The organism is Halopolyspora algeriensis (assembly GCF_003337235.1).
Taxonomy (GTDB): Bacteria; Actinomycetota; Actinomycetes; order Mycobacteriales; family Pseudonocardiaceae; genus Haloactinomyces; species Haloactinomyces algeriensis.
In genome coordinates this window covers 533,085-550,823 of sequence record NZ_QPJC01000001.1, presented here as the reverse complement: position 1 = coordinate 550,823, position 17,739 = coordinate 533,085, and the positions used below count along the sequence as shown (strand labels likewise).

At 68.0% G+C, this 17,739-nt stretch carries 12 protein-coding genes; 5 read left to right on the top strand and 7 right to left on the bottom strand.

The features are described from left to right. Nucleotides 1-60: 60 nt before the first annotated feature. Nucleotides 61-522: a hypothetical protein gene (locus DFQ14_RS21620; protein WP_141921380.1), complete on the bottom strand. Its 462-nt coding sequence runs from the start codon at nucleotides 520-522 to the stop codon at nucleotides 61-63. A 218-nt stretch (nucleotides 523-740) separates the two neighbouring features. Here DFQ14_RS21620 and ptsP point away from each other — a divergent pair, with 218 nt between their 5' ends. Next, on the top strand, nucleotides 741-2,369 hold the full coding sequence (ptsP, locus tag DFQ14_RS02680; RefSeq protein WP_114451574.1) for a phosphoenolpyruvate--protein phosphotransferase: 1,629 nt from the start codon (nucleotides 741-743) through the stop codon (nucleotides 2,367-2,369). Nucleotides 2,370-2,465: 96 nt separating this feature from the next. Here ptsP and DFQ14_RS02675 read toward each other — a convergent pair whose 3' ends face one another. Beyond that, nucleotides 2,466-3,140, bottom strand: a complete 675-nt coding sequence (locus tag DFQ14_RS02675; RefSeq protein ID WP_114451363.1) for a response regulator — start codon at nucleotides 3,138-3,140, stop codon at nucleotides 2,466-2,468. 12 nt (nucleotides 3,141-3,152) lie between these two features. Then, nucleotides 3,153-4,409, bottom strand: coding sequence for a MacS family sensor histidine kinase (gene macS, locus DFQ14_RS02670; protein ID WP_246195761.1), 1,257 nt, complete (start codon nucleotides 4,407-4,409; stop codon nucleotides 3,153-3,155). A gap of 178 nt (nucleotides 4,410-4,587) precedes the next feature. Between macS and DFQ14_RS02665 the strand changes: the two genes are divergently transcribed. Continuing rightward, nucleotides 4,588-5,784, top strand: coding sequence for a diguanylate cyclase (locus DFQ14_RS02665; protein ID WP_114451361.1), 1,197 nt, complete (start codon nucleotides 4,588-4,590; stop codon nucleotides 5,782-5,784). A 2-nt stretch (nucleotides 5,785-5,786) separates the two neighbouring features. On the opposite strand, the gene DFQ14_RS02660 is transcribed toward DFQ14_RS02665, so the two are convergent. After that, on the bottom strand, nucleotides 5,787-7,076 hold the full coding sequence (locus tag DFQ14_RS02660; RefSeq protein WP_114451360.1) for an AI-2E family transporter: 1,290 nt from the start codon (nucleotides 7,074-7,076) through the stop codon (nucleotides 5,787-5,789). A 273-nt stretch (nucleotides 7,077-7,349) separates the two neighbouring features. On the opposite strand from DFQ14_RS02660, the gene DFQ14_RS02655 reads away from it, so the two are divergent. Both DFQ14_RS02655 and DFQ14_RS02650 read left to right on the top strand, forming a co-directional pair. Continuing rightward, on the top strand, nucleotides 7,350-8,378 hold the full coding sequence (locus DFQ14_RS02655) for a hypothetical protein (RefSeq protein ID WP_114451359.1): 1,029 nt from the start codon (nucleotides 7,350-7,352) through the stop codon (nucleotides 8,376-8,378). A gap of 261 nt (nucleotides 8,379-8,639) precedes the next feature. Continuing rightward, the gene (locus DFQ14_RS02650) at nucleotides 8,640-10,283 is read left to right on the top strand and encodes a hypothetical protein (protein WP_114451358.1); all 1,644 of its coding nucleotides are present in this window, start codon (nucleotides 8,640-8,642) and stop codon (nucleotides 10,281-10,283) included. A gap of 137 nt (nucleotides 10,284-10,420) precedes the next feature. Here DFQ14_RS02650 and DFQ14_RS02645 read toward each other — a convergent pair whose 3' ends face one another. Further along, a complete protein-coding gene (locus DFQ14_RS02645) occupies nucleotides 10,421-11,719 on the bottom strand; it encodes a glycosyltransferase 87 family protein (protein ID WP_114451357.1) in 1,299 nt (432 codons plus the stop codon). 299 nt (nucleotides 11,720-12,018) lie between these two features. Between DFQ14_RS02645 and DFQ14_RS02640 the strand changes: the two genes are divergently transcribed. Beyond that, nucleotides 12,019-12,870 carry a GGDEF domain-containing protein gene (locus DFQ14_RS02640; RefSeq protein ID WP_114451356.1) on the top strand — a complete coding sequence of 284 codons (852 nt, stop codon included), beginning with the start codon at nucleotides 12,019-12,021 and terminating at the stop codon, nucleotides 12,868-12,870. 52 nt (nucleotides 12,871-12,922) lie between these two features. On the opposite strand, the gene DFQ14_RS02635 is transcribed toward DFQ14_RS02640, so the two are convergent. Beyond that, complete coding sequence (locus DFQ14_RS02635) at nucleotides 12,923-14,962, bottom strand: putative bifunctional diguanylate cyclase/phosphodiesterase (RefSeq protein ID WP_246195759.1); 2,040 nt, start codon at nucleotides 14,960-14,962, stop codon at nucleotides 12,923-12,925. 452 nt (nucleotides 14,963-15,414) lie between these two features. Further along, nucleotides 15,415-17,691: a phosphoribosylformylglycinamidine synthase subunit PurL gene (gene purL / locus DFQ14_RS02630; RefSeq protein WP_114451572.1), complete on the bottom strand. Its 2,277-nt coding sequence runs from the start codon at nucleotides 17,689-17,691 to the stop codon at nucleotides 15,415-15,417. Nucleotides 17,692-17,739 lie beyond the last annotated feature (48 nt).

The following is a 17,739-nucleotide window of genomic DNA, read 5'->3' as shown; positions in this document are numbered from 1 at the left end:
CGTGCCCCGAAAGACCCCGAACGGGGGTGTGTTCGAAGGCGCCGAACCGTTCGCAGTACGTCAAACGGCGTACCGGAGTCCCGGAAGGCGTATTGCCGGCCCGGAGTTCCACAGCGAGCCGCAGTCCCGGAACGCCCGGCTGCTTCGTGGATACGAGCCGGGACAGCACTCGGGGCGACGGCGTGAGAGCGGTGCCCTCATCACCCACCGCAGCCCGTTGCGGGCACTGTCGGTGGTTTCCGGGTTCGAAGGGGACGCAGTCCCGGAGAACTCGGCGACCGGAGTTTGCTCGGGCCCCGCCCGGCTGGTGTCCACCGGCTCCCGGTGAAGCAGTTCCGGTCGGCGGGCACCCGTGGACACCGGGCCCCCTTCGGTGCTGTTGCCCTGGTGAGTCTCCCGAGAGCGGACGTCGGTCCGGGGGCGCACGCCCTCCTCGGGAGCGGTGCTCCGGGACTCCGGGAATCCGGCCGCTCTGGCGCCGGGGTCCGGTTTCGCGTTCCTGGTGTCCTGCTGTCGAGTCATGTCTCCAGCATGCGAGTCCCCCGCTCCGGGCGGATCCGTATGGCTGCTCATCAGTTACTCACCGACCATGACCTGCCTACTCCGTTCGAGCGAAGTAGAACTCGCCCGGCCGTGCTGAGTAAGACCGTCTCGGCCGGTCCGTACGGCCACGTCGCCTCCAGGCGTCACCACAGGTCGGAGAGTGTCGCAAACAGGTATGGTCTCCGACCATGGTGCGAATGAGCGGGGTGGGAGTGAGTTCGGGAAGGGCCGCGGGGCCGCTGGTGCGCGTGGCCGAACCACTGCCCGACCCTCCCACCACGCCGACTCCCGCGGACCCGGACAGTGAGGCGACCCGCATTCGCCCCGCTGCCGAAGCCGTCGCGAACCACCTGTTCACCCGTGCTGCCGGAGCCGGAAGTGCCGGGAGGACGATCCTGGAGACCACGGCTGCGATGGCGATGGACCCCGCTCTGATCTCCCGGGCCGAGCAGCAGGTCACCGAGCAAGCCTTGCCCGCGGCTCGCGCGGTTCTGGAAGCCGCCGACACCTTCGCCGATGCACTGCGCGAAGCGGGTGGTTACCTCTCCGAGCGCATCCGTGACGTGCGCGATGTGCGCGATCGGATCATCGCCGAACTGCTCGGTGTCGCCCCTCCCGGCGTCCCCGCCCTGGAGGGCCCCAGCGTGCTGCTCGCCCGCGATCTGGCCCCCGCCGACACCGCCGACCTCGACCCCGAGCTCGTACTCGCCCTCGTCACCGAGGAAGGGGGACCGACCAGCCACACCGCGATTCTCGCGCGGTCGCTGGGCATCCCCGCCGTGGTCGCCGTACGCGGCATCCTGTCCGTGGACAACGCCGTGGCGGCGGTCGTCGACGGGGAAGCCGGGACCGTGGAGGTCTCCGACCGGCCGGTCCGGATCGAGGCGGCCGAGCACGTCACCGATCGCGCATGGAACGGGATCGGCACCACCGCCGACGGCATGCGGGTCTCGGTGCTGGCCAATGTCGGTTCGGTGACCGACACGCAGACAGCGGTCGAGGCAGCAGCGCAGGGTGTGGGCCTGTTTCGCACCGAGTTCTGCTACCTGGCCGCGTCCGACGAGCCCGATGTCGATACACAGCGGTCCGCCTACGCCGAGGTGCTCACGGCTTTCACCGGTAAGCCGGTCGTGGTACGCACGCTGGATGCGGGAGCGGACAAACCACTGCCGTTCCTCGACTCCGGTACCGAGCCGAACCCGGCACTCGGCGTGCGCGGAGTACGGGTCTCCTTCGAGCGGACCGCGATGCTGGAGCGCCAGTTGGAAGCGATCGCGGCGGCCGCGGCCGACTCGGGGGCCGAGGTGGCGGTGATGGCGCCGATGATCTCGACCGTGAGTGAGGCCATCTGGTTCGTCGAGCGGGCTCGTGCCGCCGGAATCCGGCGGGCCGGGGTGATGGTCGAGGTTCCGGCGGCCGCGCTGAGCATCCGGGAGATTCTGGGAGCCGTCGACTTCGTCAGCATCGGAACCAACGATCTCGCCCAGTACGTGTTCGCGGCGGACCGGACGCTGGGGGCACTGGCCGAACTCAACGATCCGTGGCAGCCCGCACTGCTCCGGATGATCGCGACGATCGGGCACGCCGGTGAGGAGCTCGGCAAGCCGGTCGGCGTGTGCGGGGAGGCGGCAGCCGATCCCCTGCTCGCCCGCGTGCTGGTCGGGCTCGGTGTGACCAGCCTGTCGATGGTGGCGGCATCCGTGCCTGCCGTGGGATCGGCGCTGGCGGGGCACTCGCTGGCCGTGTACCGGCAGGCTGCCGAGGAAGCACTCGCCGCGCCGGATCCGGCGCGGGCACGCGAAGCGGTGCACGCCGTGCTGGGGTGATCAACCTGAGCGGTGACCTCGCCGATGTCGGGCTCTTCAGCAGTGAGGCGGCGCCGGACCGCTACCCGCATCGGCACGCGAGCCGCCCCGTGACCTCTACTGCTTCCCGAAGGCGCCGTCCTCGTCGAGCCCGTGCTCGATGGCGTAGCGGGCGAGTTCGACACGGTTGTGCAACTGCAGCTTGCGCAGCGTGGACTGCACGTGGTTCTCCACCGTGCGATGCGAGATCACCAGTTTGCTCGCGATCTGCCGTGCGGTGAGTCCCTTGGCCACCTGACGGAGCACATCGGTCTCGCGGTCGGTCAGTTGCGGGGCCTGCGATCCCGCATCCGGAGCAATGGCCATGCGCCGGTATTCGCCCAGAACCAGCCCGGCCAGTCCCGCAGTGAACACCGCATCCCCGACAGCGGTACGGCGCACCGCGTCCACCAACTCGTCCACGGAGGCGGATTTGACCAGGTAGCCGGACGCTCCCGCCTTCACCGCCTCCAGGACGTCACCGTGCTCGCCACTGGCGGACAGGACCAGCACCCGTGTCCCCGGGATTTCCTGGGTGATCTGCCGCGTCGCCTCGACACCGGAGGTGTCACCGAGGTTGAGGTCCATCAGCACGACGTCGGGTCGCACCGTCCGGGCGATGCGCAGCGCCGAGACCGCGTCCCCGGTGGTGGCTCCCACTTCGAAGCCGCGTTCTTCGAGGTCCCTGGCGACCCCGTTCCGCCACATCGGGTGGTCGTCGACCACCATTACCGAAATGTCCGGCCCGGTCATCGTGTCACTCCTTCACTGCGCTCCCGGGGATTTCTGCCGATGTCCTGCGGTGCCCTGTCCGATGCTGTTCGTATCACCGGGCCGGGGGACCCGGATCTCCCATTCGGTGCCGTCACCCGGCGCCGTGTCCAAAGTGGCCGTCCCGCCCCGGTCCTCGACCCGGCCCCGGATGGACTGGGCAACCCCCATCCGGCCTTGGAACTCCGCCGCGCTCAGTCTGCCCTCGGGAATACCGGGGCCGTTGTCGCGGATGCTGATGACGATCTCGTGCCCGAGGTCCTCGAGCAGAACCCACGCTTTCGCATCGTCTCCCGCATGCCGATCGACGTTGTCCAATGCCTCCCGGACCACCGAGAACAGATCCGATGCCATCGGCGCAGGCAGCAGGACCGGGGTCGCGGGCACCGACACCTGAACCCCGGCAGTGCCGAGGACCCGGATCCGGGCGGCGAGATCGGTCTCGTCGTGCTCGGTCGACTCGGGCGGGGCCGCGGCCATCAGCGAGCGCAGTGCGACCTCCTGCTCGCCGGCCAGCCGTCCGAGTTCGGCGGATTCGCCTCCCAGTTGAAGACCGCGCTTTCGTACCTGTGCGAGAACCTGCAGCACGCTGTCGTGGATGGAGCGGGCCAACCGCTCGCGTTCGGCTGTGGCGGCTTCCGCGCGCAGTGCCCTGCTCAGTCGCTCGGTGGAGGTGCGCGCCGTGTCGGAAGCCAGCCCGAGCAGCAGACCGGCGCCGACGTGCAGAACCGTGTCCATCCACATGTTGCTGTCGATGTAGCCGCGGAGCAGGAAATTCGACAGGGCCGCGACAGCGCCGACGACACCGCCACCGAGCATGCCCCACTGCACGGAAGCCGCGGTGACCATCGACCCGTGCCATACCGTGACCACCGTGGGCAGCCCGGCCTGCATCTGCTGCTCGGTCAGGACGAACTCGTTGGCCAGGAACAGGACCTGGGCCACGGCCAGGTCGATGAGCACCAGCCGGTTCGTCCGCCCGTTGGGCGTCCGGTACCGGTGGATGGTGAATGCGGTCCACACCGCCATGAGCACCAGCACGATCGAGCCCAGTACCGGCCGCGCGTAGTCGTTCACCAGCAGGGCGAACCACACCAGGGCATACAGGAACGCGACGGCACGCAGGCCGTTGTGTGCTCGCCACAGTGGCGATCGGCCGTCCGGTGCCTCGTGGGAACCCTGTTGCGCCGGTGCCTGTCGTGGTACGCGCTCGCCGCCCGGGTGTGCGGATCCTGCTCGTCGGCTGGTCAACCTGTGCTCCTTCCCGGCGCTATCGTGCCGTATACGCGTGTGGGGGCAACCCCTCACGGTGAGTCGAGCACGGAGAGTGCGTATTTTCGCAGGCTGCTTGACCCGAATGGATGGGATTGGCGGCCTTCTGCCCAGTCTCGCCATGTGCGAGGCTGCCGCAGGGGAGGTGGAAAGCTCCATGGGGGTATGGGCACTGTGGAAGCTGCGCCCACCGGCACTGGTCTACGTGCTCCTGGTGCAGGTCATCGCTGTGGTGACCGCTGCGGTGGTCATTGCCACGACCCCGCCCCCGGAGTCGCGTGCCCTCACGATGTTCGCCGTGCTCGCGCTCACGGCCGGCTTGGTGATCGTCGGGACGTCGGTATCGATTCACCTCCGGCATGACGTGCGGCGTAATCCGTGGATCGTCCACATCGCCTACTTGGCGGCCGGAATTCTGACCCTGCCCCCCAGCCTGCTCGTGCTGCTGCTGCTCGGACCGGCGTTGCACGGTGTGCTGGACGTACGGCCGGAGCTGTACCGGTGGTTGTTCACCACTGCCTCGACCACCTTGGCGGTCTTCGCCGCACGGTGGGTGGTCGGCTGGGAGCAGCCACGCTGGGAGCCTGCCCTGCTCGTACTCGCAGGTGCTGTTCTGCTGCTCGTCCGCGCGGTGCTCGTGGCCATCGGGCTGCGGTTGCGTGAGCCGGCGGCACGCCGGGAGGAGGTGCTGGGTGAACCGATCGACGTGCTGCTGGGCGTCGTCGCCGTCAGCCTGGGTGGCCTGATTGCGATCGCGGTGAGCTCCTACCCCGCTGCCGCGCTGCTGGCCGGGCCACCACTGGCGCTGCTGGACCTCGCCTGCCAGTTGCCGCAGTGGCGACGTTCGGCCCAGCGTGACGGCAAGACCGGGCTTGCCAACGCGGTGCACTGGGAGCGGATGGCGCGCGTGGAGTTGTCGCGCGCATGCACCCGGGCACAACCCACGGCGGTGTTGTTGCTCGATCTCGACCACTTCAAGCGGGTCAACGACGAGCTCGGTCATCTCGCGGGGGATACCGTTCTGGCAGCGGTGGCACTGGGATTGCGTGGCGGTGTGCGCAAGGAGGACGTCGTCGGTCGCTTCGGTGGTGAGGAATTCGTGGTGCTGCTACCGGGAGCCGACACCGACGTCGCATGCACGGTCGCACAGCGGCTGCGGCTGTCGACCGCCTCGCTGTCCGTGCCTGCGCGGGACACCCACGGCAGCCGGCGTGTACTCGACGACCTGACCGTGAGCATCGGTGTCGCCACCACACTGCGATTCGGTTACGAGCTGTCGGACCTGCTGGTGGCCGCCGACGCGGCACTGCTCGCCGCGAAGTCGAGCGGGCGCAACGCCGTCACCGTGGCGTGAGCTCACCGGTCCTCGTCCGGTCGCTCACCGGTGTTTCCGTCGTCCGGCGTCCGGTCCCCGTCGGGGCCGCCTTCCGTGCTCTCGTCCGTTGACGTGCCTCCCGTGGCCGACTCCGGGGTTTCTCCGTGTCGTGTGACCGCCGGCTTTTCGGGAGGTTCCGGGTCCTTCCGTTCCTCGGGGGGCAGGGACTCGTGCGAATCGGTGGGACGGACCTGCGTGTCCCCGTCCTCGTCGGAGACCAGCGATCGGATCGCCGAATTCAGTACGGCCATCAGCGGCACGGCCAGCAGCGCCCCCACGATCCCGGCCAGGACCACGCCCGCACTGACGGCCAGCACGACCGCCAGGACGTGCAGGTGGACCGCACGGCCGACGATCAGGGGCTGCATCACATTGCCCTCGAGTTGCTGCACTCCGAGCACCACCGCGAGTACCAGCAGTGCCGCGATCGGTCCTTTGGTCACCAGGGCCACCAGGACGGCGACGGCACCGGAGGCGATCGCACCGACGATCGGGACGAAACTGCTGAGGAAGATCAGGGCCGACAACGGAACCGCCAGCGGTACGCCGATGATTGCCAGGCCGATTCCGATCCCCACCGCATCGAAGACGGCCACGAGGGCGGTACCGCGGACATAGCCGACCAGCGAGGCGAATCCCCGCGACCCCGCGATGTCGACCCGGTGCCGGGCGGACCGCGGCACGATCCGCAGCAGGAACAGCCAGATCCGGCGGCCGTCGTGCAGGAAGAAGACCAGCGTGAACAGCATCAACAGCAGCCCGGTCAGGAGAGTCCCGAACGTCGTGGCCGTGGCCAGGGCGCCGGAGGTCAGTGCGGACTGGTTGCGCTGCAGCCACTGCCGGGCCTGATCGATGAAGTTGTCGAACTGCTGTTGGCTCAGGCGCAGCGGGCTGTTGGCCAGCCATTGCTGGATCTGGTTGAAGCTTGCCAGCACCTGGGACTGCAGATCGGAAAATCCGGTGATGAACGCGTTGATCACGAAGGTGAGTACGCCACCCACGGCGGCGAGTCCGCCGATCATCACGATCGCGGTCGCCAGGGCGCTCGGAACCCGCATCCGGATCAGCCTGGACACGGCGGGGGCCAGCAGTGCCGCCAGCAGCAGCGCGATCGCGACCGGAATCAGGACGACGTAGAACCTGCGCACGACCTGGCCGAGCACGTACAACATGCCGAGGACGACGAGCACGCGCCAGCTCAGAGCGGCCGATACGCGCAGGACGCCGGGGACCGCGTCATCATCCGAATCGGTGATCTTGGAGTTGCTCACGCCGACACAGTATCGGCAGTTCGGTGTTTGTGGGTCCCAATGCGCCGATAGCAGGAAGGACCGTGTGGTGGAGAACCGACACTGATCGCAGTGCGTGACAGGAAGCGGCCCGGCAGGGTGCTCCGGTAACACGATGTGGCGACATTGTTATGCGATGGATGCGGAAGCACGTTCGGTTTTGGAAGAGTGCCCCTCGGTGACCCGGCCGCCCTTTGGGGGCGGTGGGGCTCCCGAAGCAGAACAAGCCGACTGCCCGGAGGTTTCGCCCCCGCCATGTCCGGAGCCGATCAGTGTTCGGAAGGTACCCGCGTACGGCGGGTGCTGAACCGTGCTCTGGTTTTCACGGGTACGACGGTGGCGGGAACCTCGATCGCGTGGTTGCTCTGCACCGGAGTCGCGGCCGCGGCGGACAGTGACCCCTCGGATGCCCCTGACTGTGCCTCCCCGGTGTCCTCGGAGGAGAAGCGAGCCGCCCCGGAAAGCGATCCCCCCGTCGGTGAGGGACTCGGGAAAGCGGTGACGCTTGTTTCCTCCGGCCTCGGCTCCGCGGCACCGGACACGGACCGGTCCGTGTCGGACGATTCCACACGGTCCATACCGGACGGTCCCACTTCGGACGAGCCCGCAGCGCAGGGGCGTGGGGAGTCCTGTGGCGTGCTCGCCCCGGTGGCCGGTGCCGTCCGGGACACAGTGCACAGTGCCGACCGGGTTCTGACACCGGTGCGGCGAGCTGCCGACGAGGTCCTTGCCGGAGAAGGGGGCCACGAGTCACTGCCCGGGGCGATCGACCGGAGCCTGGACGCTCTGGAACGGCCCCTGCGGTCTCTCCTTCCGGGGACGTCCGCACCACCCCCGGAAGACCGGAACACGCCGGACTCGTCGCACGGTGGGGACGATGACGACGCGGGCGCCGAAGACGAGGTGTCCGCACCTCCGCGGGATTTCGCGGTGACGTCCCCCACCGGACCCGTGTCGTCCACCCCGAAGATCGAGGAACACTCCGCATCCGCCGAGGCGGGAGCAGCCTTCCACGCCGATTCGGCGTGGTCCGCACCGGGCAGCCGCGGAGCTCCCGACGTACCTCCGGGTCCCGGTCCGGTTCCCATGCAACCGATGGCAGCGGTTGTCCCCGCCGTGGGCAACAGCGGTGGCACCACGGACGGGCACGCGCACATCGGTCTCCTCCCCGGCCGTTCGGACGGCTCTTCGCTCTCCACCCCGCTGTCGAGCAGTGCTCTCGCTCGGAGCGCACTCGCCCTGGAAAGGGGAACACGCCCCCAACCGGGCATCACACCCGACTGATTCCGCTCTCTCGGCGGCGGATTGCCCGGTAGCTGCGATCCGGTTTCGTCCCCGGCCACCGCATGCCTCCGGCAGCTCGGCACGGGAAGAACCGACAGGATGCAGGTCTGCGAGGTAGGGCGATGCCTGTGGAGTCCTCGCCACCGGAGGCCGGCAGCAATCGGTCTCGACCGGCTCCTCCCCCCCCGCCGCAAGCAGCAGACCACAAGCACGGCTCATGTTTTCCCCTTCGACGGTGGAAACCACGCAAAGGAGAGTTCCATGCAGACTTGGGCGAAGCGCGGAGTCCAGACCGGATCGATGGCCGGTGGCATGCCCGCTACCGGTCACGGAGCCGCCTCGGCGACCGCGAATTGCTCCGACCGCTCGATCTCCGAAGGGACGGCTCCCGAACCCGGTGCCCTCGACAGGGCCGCACCCGGCCGTAGCGGCCACTGCTTCGCGGGCGAACTGCTCCCCGACGAAAACCGGTCGCTGCCGTCCCGGGGCTTCGGCAAGCCCGCACAGCAGACCGTGACTGCGCTGAGCGGCACCATCGACCCGCTTCGTGATCTGCTGCCTGCGATCGAGGACGCCCGCACCCGCGAACTCCCCCACATCACCAACCAGCCCAAACATGCGGCCCGTTCCGAACGCTCCGACAGGAACGTGTCCCGTCGAGCCGGACCGACCCTCCGAACCGAGCCGGCCCACGAGGCCGGGCGCACGTATGGCACCGGGCAAACCGGCCCGGTGAGCACGGCAGAACAAGTTTGGATCCCTCCGGAATCCGTGGACGATTCCCTCTCGACCACCCGGCCGTTCGCCCGGATCGGTCATCCGTTGACACTGGCCGGGTGGATCACCGACTCCCCGCAGTCCGGTGATGCTCGAGCCGGAGAGCTCACACCTGCTTCGGGACATCCCTGCGCGGCACTGGGCATCCTGCCGCACAACGACACGCGTGGCCGGCATGCGAGGGAAGCAGTGTCGGGAACTCCCTCCGAGGGTTTCCATCGCTCGCTGAGCTGGTCCGGTTCCATCGGCAATGTCGTCACGAACGGTCGCGGTACGAGCAGCGGCGCCACTGTCGGAAGTCCGGCGAGTACGGGCACGAGCGCAGCTCTCGTCGTTCCCAGCGGCGACCCCACCGTCGTCGAGGGGATACGGCAGCCCGGGAGCATCGTGGCCCTGTGGGAGGACACGCTCGGCCGGATGAAGTTACCCGGTCGGTTGTCGTCCCCGGCCGTGGTTCCTGCCCGGGACGTGGAGCTGACATCCGGCAGGCTGGGTGGCGGTGCGGAACTGCTGACGGTACCGCATTCCCTGCTCAGCGCGGCGCTGTCGAGCACACCGGACACGCGGGAACCGGCGGAGCAGAACTCCGATTCGCTGGAGATTCCCGGGCTGTGGCAGGAGCAGGCCACCGAGGTCCCGAATCTGTCCGGTCTCGTCCCGTTCGAGGCCCTCCCCTCTCCCGGTGCCGCCGCACACGGCGGTGCGGAGCTTCCGGAGGTCGAGGTGTCGCCGGCATCGGTGTTCGGCGAGCTCGACATTCCCGGGGAGAGCGAGACCACCGCGCCCATCACCGCGATCACCAGGGCACTGGAAGGCCACTGGTTCCGGGAAGAGCCGGTCGGGTTCTCGGAAGAGCCGATGTCGCCGGCCTTCTCGACTGATCCCCAACTCACCGATGTCCGGGTGACGGTGCTCGATGAACTCGTGGCCGCCATGCCCGAGCGAATGCAGGTCGTCCGCAATCCGTTCGGCCCGTCCCCGGCCACGCGCACCGCGCCTGCCGGGGGTATGGCCCTGCCGGTCCTCACCGGGGGCGTCCCGGACATCGCGGTCATGCAGGACGAGACCCGGCCGCTGCCGAGGCTCCGCTCGGACGGGGCTCCGGTGCTCACGGCAGTCGCTCCCTGATATGGCCCACAACGCAGCTTTGGCCTCGTGGGAGATCGAAAGTTCCGCCCGGCGACCGGAATGCTCGTCCGAGCAGGCTTGCACAGCGCTCTGCCGCTGCCGCAGTGGCGGACACCGCGGGCGTGTGCGGTATGTGCTTACTCGGCGGTCATCGAGCTTGTACTCGGCGGAACGGACGAGTTTCCCGCAACGGATTCGTCGATGGGTGTGGGGGCGGCCGGACCACGTGCCTGCCACCAGCCGTGGACGTGGTACAGCAGGAAGGCCACCCCGAAAAAGACGTAGGCGTTGCCGATCAGGAGTTCGAAGAAGTTCCAGGTCAGTTCCTTGCCGTCGCCCTGAGGCACGGTCCAGTGCGGGCCGAGCACGAAGAATTCGGCCACCAGCGTCCCTGCTACGACCAGGGGCCAGTGGCTCCGCATGATGGCGGCACCGAGCAGCAGCACCAGGCCGGGGACCACCCACACCCAGTGATGCGACCAGGAAATCGGTGAGATCAGCAGCGCCAGGATGCCGTTGACGGTCAGGGCCATGGGCAGGTTGTCCCTGCGTAGGTTGTGTCTCATACCGAGCAGGGCCAGCGCCAGCATGATCAAGACCAGCAGACCGAAGACCACGGTCAGCCACGGTTCGGGAATCTGAATCTGGGTCAGCAGCGAGCGCAACGACTGGTTGCCCGCGTAGACGGCCGCGTTGCCCTCGAATTGCGGACCGAACGACACTTCCCCGTTGGTCAGTATCTCATACGACCAGAACCGCGTGGCGGAGTCGAATGCCAGGACCAGCCCGATCAGCACCGTGCCCAGAAAGGTGGCCAGCGCCGTGGCGATCGATCGGTAGTCCCTGCGCAGGAGGAAGAACAGCAGGAACGCCGCCGGGGTGAGCTTGATACCCGCGGCCACACCGATGAGCATCCCGCGCGGGTAGGGCAGTCTGCGGTCGCCGCCGGTGCGCCACAGGCAGTCGACGGCGACCAGAGCCATCAGCACCACGTTGATCTGGGCGTAGGTGAAGGTTTCGATGACGGGTTCGGTGACCGTGGCCAGGGGGAGTACGGCGGCGGCGACCATCAGCACCTTGTCGCGATGCGCGGCGAGAAAAGGTGCGGTGTTCAGAACCACGTAGAGCGTGCCCAGCAGGGACAGATGTGTGATGATCATGATCATCACGACCGCCGTCGGCTTCGGCACCAGGGCGAGCGGGGTGAACACGATCGCCGCGAACGGCGGATAGATGAACGGCAGGTACAGGCCGGACTCGGTGGCGGGCAGTTCCTGGTAGAGATTCTGGCCGGACAGCCAGGTTTGAGCGCCGAGCCGGTAGACCTCGCCGTCGATATGGGCATGCGGGTTGATCGCGGAGACCATGATGACGGCGATCAGTTCGGCGAGGCCGATCACGGAAAGTAGCTTGCGATGCTCCCGAATCTTCTGCATCGGGCTGCTTCGGGGCGGAGAAGGTTCCGTCAACGCCACGATTCACCTTCCATGTCCGACCGTGGCCATCGAGGGAAGGGATGGCCGACGACCAGAGTAAGCGGTACGCCCGGTCGGCTCTGAATGCGGTCCGTGGTGTGTCGGCCGAGGCGGACGCGAGCACCGCGGGGGCCACACTCTGTTATGGGCAATGGAGAAGATATCACCTTGATGTGGGCACGATGTTCCCTTGAATTTCCCACCGCATGGCGGGGAGGCTCGAATGACACTGTGCCATCTGGCGGGGAGGACAGGGCCAAATGAGTGTTGTCGATGTTGCTGTGCCATCACAGTTCACAGGATTCTGGGATGAGCTCATCGCCGGCCTGGCAGTGGGTTTTCTGCTCACCGACGAGCGAGGTCAGGTCCTGGCCACCAATGACGCCGCAGCGGAGTTGATGCGGCTCGACAGATCCGATTTGCTGACGGGATCACGGCCGGACGGGTGGGTCATGCGAGATGACGCCGGGTCGGCGCTTCCCGATTGGGCGGAGCTGGCCGGTCAGGTCCTTCGCACGGGAACGCGCCTGTCGACACCGCTGGTGATCGCGCCGAACGGGCAGGTGTCGAGCCGGATCTGGGTGGATTACCAGCCCGTGCGCACGCATGGACGAGACAGAGTTCTGATGCTGCTGCAACCGGTGGACTCGGCGATCGCACACAGCAGGGGGCTGCTCGATCCGCTGACCGGGTTGCCGGGGCGTGCGCTGTTGCTCGATCGTCTGGAACAGGCATTGGTGCGGTCGCGGAATCGGGGAACGCTGACGACGCTGGTGCTCGTCGATGTCCGGCATCTGTCGGAGTTCAACCGGGATCACGGATTCGACCAGGGTGACGAACTGCTCGGGATGATCGCGGCGCGGATCCGCCAGGGCATGTCCGACGAGCACACGGTCGCCCGATACGGCGGTGACGAGTTCACGGTGGTCGCCGAACACGCGAACGGTACCGGTGTCCGGATCGCCGAGCAGGTCCGGGACTTCGCGGGTCGACCGATGCGAATCGGCCGTAGGAGGGTGCGCCCGAACCTGAGAGTGTCGTGGGTGACCAGCGACGGCCATGCCCCGGTGCATTCGGTCGTGTCCCGAGCGGAGCGCCAGCTCACGCACTGAGGCCGGTGTCGAAGCCGGTGCAGTACTCGTCGACGCACCTTCCGAGAGGTACCTAGTCCGTTCCGGATGTGAGCAGGGAGCGGAGTGTCTCGGCCGAGCAGGGACGGGCGAAGAACCAGCCTTGCCCGGTTTCACATCCCATATCGGTCAGGCACTGCGCCTGGGCATGTGTCTCGACACCTTCGGCGGTGACCGTCAACCCGAGCGTGTGCGCCAAATCGACGAGAGTGTTCACGATCCGCGCATTGATCGGATCGGTGCCGGCGACTTCCCGCAGCCCTTCCGTGAACGACCCCGCGATCTTGAGCTCGTGCACCGGCAGCCGTCGCAGGTAGGCGAGATTGGAGTAGCCGGTACCGAAGTCGTCGATGGCGATCCGCACACCCATCCGCGAGAGAGCGTGCAGTGCCTCGAGCGGTTCGTCGGCGGTGTCCATCACGGCGCTCTCGGTGAGTTCGAGCTGCAGCTTCGACGGAGGCAGTCCGGTCTCGGCCAGGATCTCGGCCACATCGGAGACCAGGCGTGGATCACGGGATTGCCGGACCGCGAGGTTGACACTGACGAACGGAGCCGCCGTGCCGAACTCACGCTGCCACTGCGTGGCCTGCCAGCACGCACGCCGGAGCACCCAGCGCCCCAGCGACACGATCCACCCGGTCTCCTCGGCCAGGCCGATGAACCGGTCCGGTCCGAGCCTGCCGAGTTCGGGATGCCACCACCGCACCAGTGCCTCCACGCCGGCCATCGACTGCTCGTGCAGGTCGATCAGAGGCTGGTACTCGACGTAGAACTCCTCGTGCTCCAGTGCGGCGGGCATCCTCGCCGAGAGCTGGAACTGCGCGACCTCGGCTGCGTTGCGTTCGGTGTCGAACAGTGCCCACTGATTCTTGCCATCGGCCTTGGCCCAGTAGAGGGTCACATCGGCATCGCGCAGCAGCCCGGCCGCTGTCTGGCCGTCGATGCACCGCTCGACAATGCCGATACTGCCCATGATCGACAGTTCTTGACCGGCGACCCGGAACGGCTCGACGAGTGACTCGAGTACCTGCTCGGCCACCTCGATGGCCTGGTCGGTGCCCTGCGACCCCTCGATCAGGACCACGAACTCGTCTCCGCCCATGCGGGCGATCAGTCGGTCGGAACCCTGCACCGAGGCCGCGAGGCGTTCGGCCACCACCTCCAGCAGGTCGTCGCCCACGGGATGGCCGAGACTGTCGTTGATGGTCTTGAATCCATCGAGATCCAGATAACACAGCGCGACGCGGTCGCCGGTGTTTCCCTGCAATGCCCGCTCGAGCCGTTGCAGGAACAGCGACCGGTTCGGCAGGCCGGTCAGCGGGTCGTGCAGGGCCTGGTGGCGCAGGCGCTCCTGCAGCAGTTTGTGGTCGGTGATGTCCTCCATCATCGCGACCTGGTACAGCGGTAGCTTGTTCTCTCCGCGCAGCAGGGACACGATCAGTTCGGTCCACCTCTTGCTGCCGTCGGGTCGGGTGAACGGCTTTTCCACCCGGAATTGCTCACGCTCGCCGCGTACCAGTTCCTCGTACTGGTGCCACACCTCGTCGGCGTCGTCCGGATCCATCAGTTCGTAGACCGTCATGGACTGCAGTTCCTCGTCGTCGCGCCCGACGATGCGCTGCAGGGAGGTGTTGGTTTCCAGGATCCGGCTCTCGGTGTCGGCGATGCCGATGCCGATGGCGGCTTCGGCGAAGATCGCCCGGAACCGGGCCTCGCTGGTGCGCAGTGCCTGCTCCACGGAATCCCGGGCGTCGAGTACCGCTTGTCGGATCGCTTCCTGCTCGTCGAGCGTGCGCTTGTGCGCAGCCCGCATGAACCCGGAGCAGACAGCCGCCTGTATCGACGAAACCCTGCTACGCCACTCGATGGTCTCCTCGATGCGCAGGAGCGGCAACGTACCTTCGCCGAGTGCCTCGATGGTGCGGGCGAGTGACTCGGCGCCGGTGAAGTGCATCGTCACGAGACCCGCGCCGATATCGCGGGCAGCCGTGGTGTCGAAGGGGTCGCTGAGCAGGGATTCGAGTAGTTCGTCCGTGTGGCGACGGAGCCGCTGTTCGACCTCGGCGCTGGTCATCGGGACATAACTCGTGCCGATGAGCGCCTCTGCCCAGGCAGAAGCGAAGCGCTGCCGCTCCGCTTCGCTTGCGGCCGCAGCCCCGTGCGAGCTCGGCACAGGCGCTCTCCAGCCGGTCATGCTCGCAGCGCCCTCCGCTCGTCGTGCCCGCCTGCGTCAGGTACGCCCCGGAGCATACGGCCGGGGTCACCCGGAGGTCGAACATCCATTCCGGACACCACCCGGAGTAGTGAGAGGGCCACTGCTGCCGAATCGGCAGCACACAAACCCGATACGGGTGCGCCGATCCGGTTGTGCGATCTGTTCCGGGGCTTGTCCGGGCAGGATTCGACGCGGTGAAAAATACTCGCCGGTCTGTTTGTGACACGACTTTCTCGATTCACCGCCGCCAAGACCGCTCCCGGTGGCAGGGCGGGTGGGTGGCGGCCGTGAGAACCACCCGCCCCGCTCGGTCACCCGAAAAGCTGCGGCAGGGTGCCTTCCCAGGCCTCGCGAAGCTCGGTGAGGGCGATCGCGGCGACGTCCTGGATCTCCAGGGACCGGGATTCGGTGTCGACGACACCGATCTTCGTGCACGGCAGCTCTCGCGCGCTGCACATTTCCGTGAAGCGCAGCTCCTCGCTGCGCGGGACGGCGACGAGTGCCCGTCCGGCGGACTCGGAGAACAGCCAGACGAAGGGGTCCGCTCCCTCGGGCAGCACCACGCGCGCACCCGTCTCCCCGATCAGTGCCGTCTCGACCAGCGCCTGCGCCAGACCGCCCTCGGACAGGTCGTGGGCGGCCGAGACCATGCCGTCCCGCGATCCCGCGCGCAGCACCTCGGCGAGCAGCTTCTCCCGTGCCAGGTCCACCTCCGGCGGAGTGCCACCGAGGTGATCGTGGGTGACCTTGGCCCATTCCGAGCCGCCGAACTCCTCGCGGGTGTCGCCGAGCAGCAGCAGCGTCTCCCCGTCTTCCTCCCCGATCCCGGTCGGGATGCGACGGGTGACATCGTCGATCGTGCCGAGCATCCCGACCACCGGAGTGGGCAGGATCGATTTGACGCCGGTCTGGTTGTAGAAGCTGACGTTGCCGCCGGTGACCGGGATGCCGAGCTCGACGCAGCCGTCGGCGAGGCCGCGCACGGCCTGCTGGAACTGCCACATGACTCCCGGGTCCTCGGGCGAGCCGAAGTTCAGGCAGTTGGTGACCGCCAGTGGAGTGGCGCCGGTGACCGCGACGTTGCGGTAGGCCTCGGCCAGGGCCAGCTGCGCGCCCCGGTACGGGTCGAGTCGGGTGTAGCGGGCGTTGCAGTCGGTGGCCACGGCGATCCCGCGGCCGCTGTCCTCGTCCACCCGCAGCACTCCGCCGTCGGCCGGCTGGGCGAGCACGGTGTTGCCTCGCACGTAACGGTCGTACTGGCCGGTGACCCAGTCGCGAGAGGCGAGATTCGGCGAGGCCGCCATCCGCAGCACCGTGTCCCGCAGTTCGTCCGGGGTACCGGGCCGGGGCAGGGTGTTCGGGTTGTCCTCGGCGATCAGGTCCTGCTCGGCGGGACGTGCCACGGGGCGCTCGTAGACCGGCCCCTCGTGGGCGACCGTGCGCGGCGGCACGTCCACCACGAGTTCACCCCCGGCATAGACCTCGAGGTTGTCGCCGTCGGTGACCTCGCCGATGACGGTCGCGGTAATGTCCCACTTCTCGCACACCTGCATGAACGCGTCCACGTCGGACGGTTGCACGACGGCGCACATGCGCTCCTGCGACTCGCTGGACAGGATCTCGGCCGGTGTCATGCCCGGTGCGCGCAGCGGGACCTCGTCGAGGTCGACCCGCATCCCGCCGTCCCCGGCGGAGGCGAGCTCGGAGGTCGCGCAGGACAGGCCGGCACCACCGAGATCCTGGATACCCACGACCAGCCCGGAGCGGTACAGCTCCAGGCAGCACTCGATGAGCACCTTCTCGGTGAACGGATCACCGACCTGCACGCTCGGCAGCTTTGTGCGTCCCGCACCCGACTCGTCACCGGAGAAGGTCTCCGAGGCCAGGACCGACACTCCGCCGATGCCGTCCAGACCGGTGCGGGCGCCGAACAGGACGAGCTTGTTGCCGGTGCCGCTGGCGTGGGCCAGGTGCAGGTCATCGGACTTGAGCACGCCGACGCACATCGCGTTGACCAGCGGGTTGCTCGCATAGGTCTCGTCGAAGACGACCTCGCCGCCGATGTTGGGCAGGCCCAGGCAGTTGCCGTAGCCGCCGATGCCGCCGACCACGCCCGGCAGCACCCGTGCGGTGTCCGGTGCGTCGGCCGGGCCGAAGCGCAGCGGGTCGGCCACGGCGACCGGGCGGGCCCCCATCGCCATGATGTCGCGCACGATTCCGCCGACACCGGTGGCCGCACCCTCGTGCGGCTCCACGTAGGACGGGTGGTTGTGGCTTTCCAGCTTGAACGTGACCGCCCAGCCGTCACCGATGTCGACCACACCGGCGTTCTCGCCGATCCCGGCCAGCATCTTGGCCCGCATCTCGGGTGTGGTCGTCTCCCCGAAGTACTTCAGGTGCACCTTGGAGGACTTGTACGAGCAGTGCTCGCTCCACATGACCGAGTACATGGCCAGCTCGGCCTCGGTGGGCCTCCTGTCGAGGATCTCGCGGATCCGGGCGTACTCGTCGTCCTTGAGCCCCAGTTCGCGGTACGGCTGGGTGTGTTCCGGTGTGTTCCTCGCGTGCCCGACGGAATCCGTCGGCACGCCCGCACCGTCGGGGCCCCACCCGTCGGTGTGGACGGTGCTCAGCTC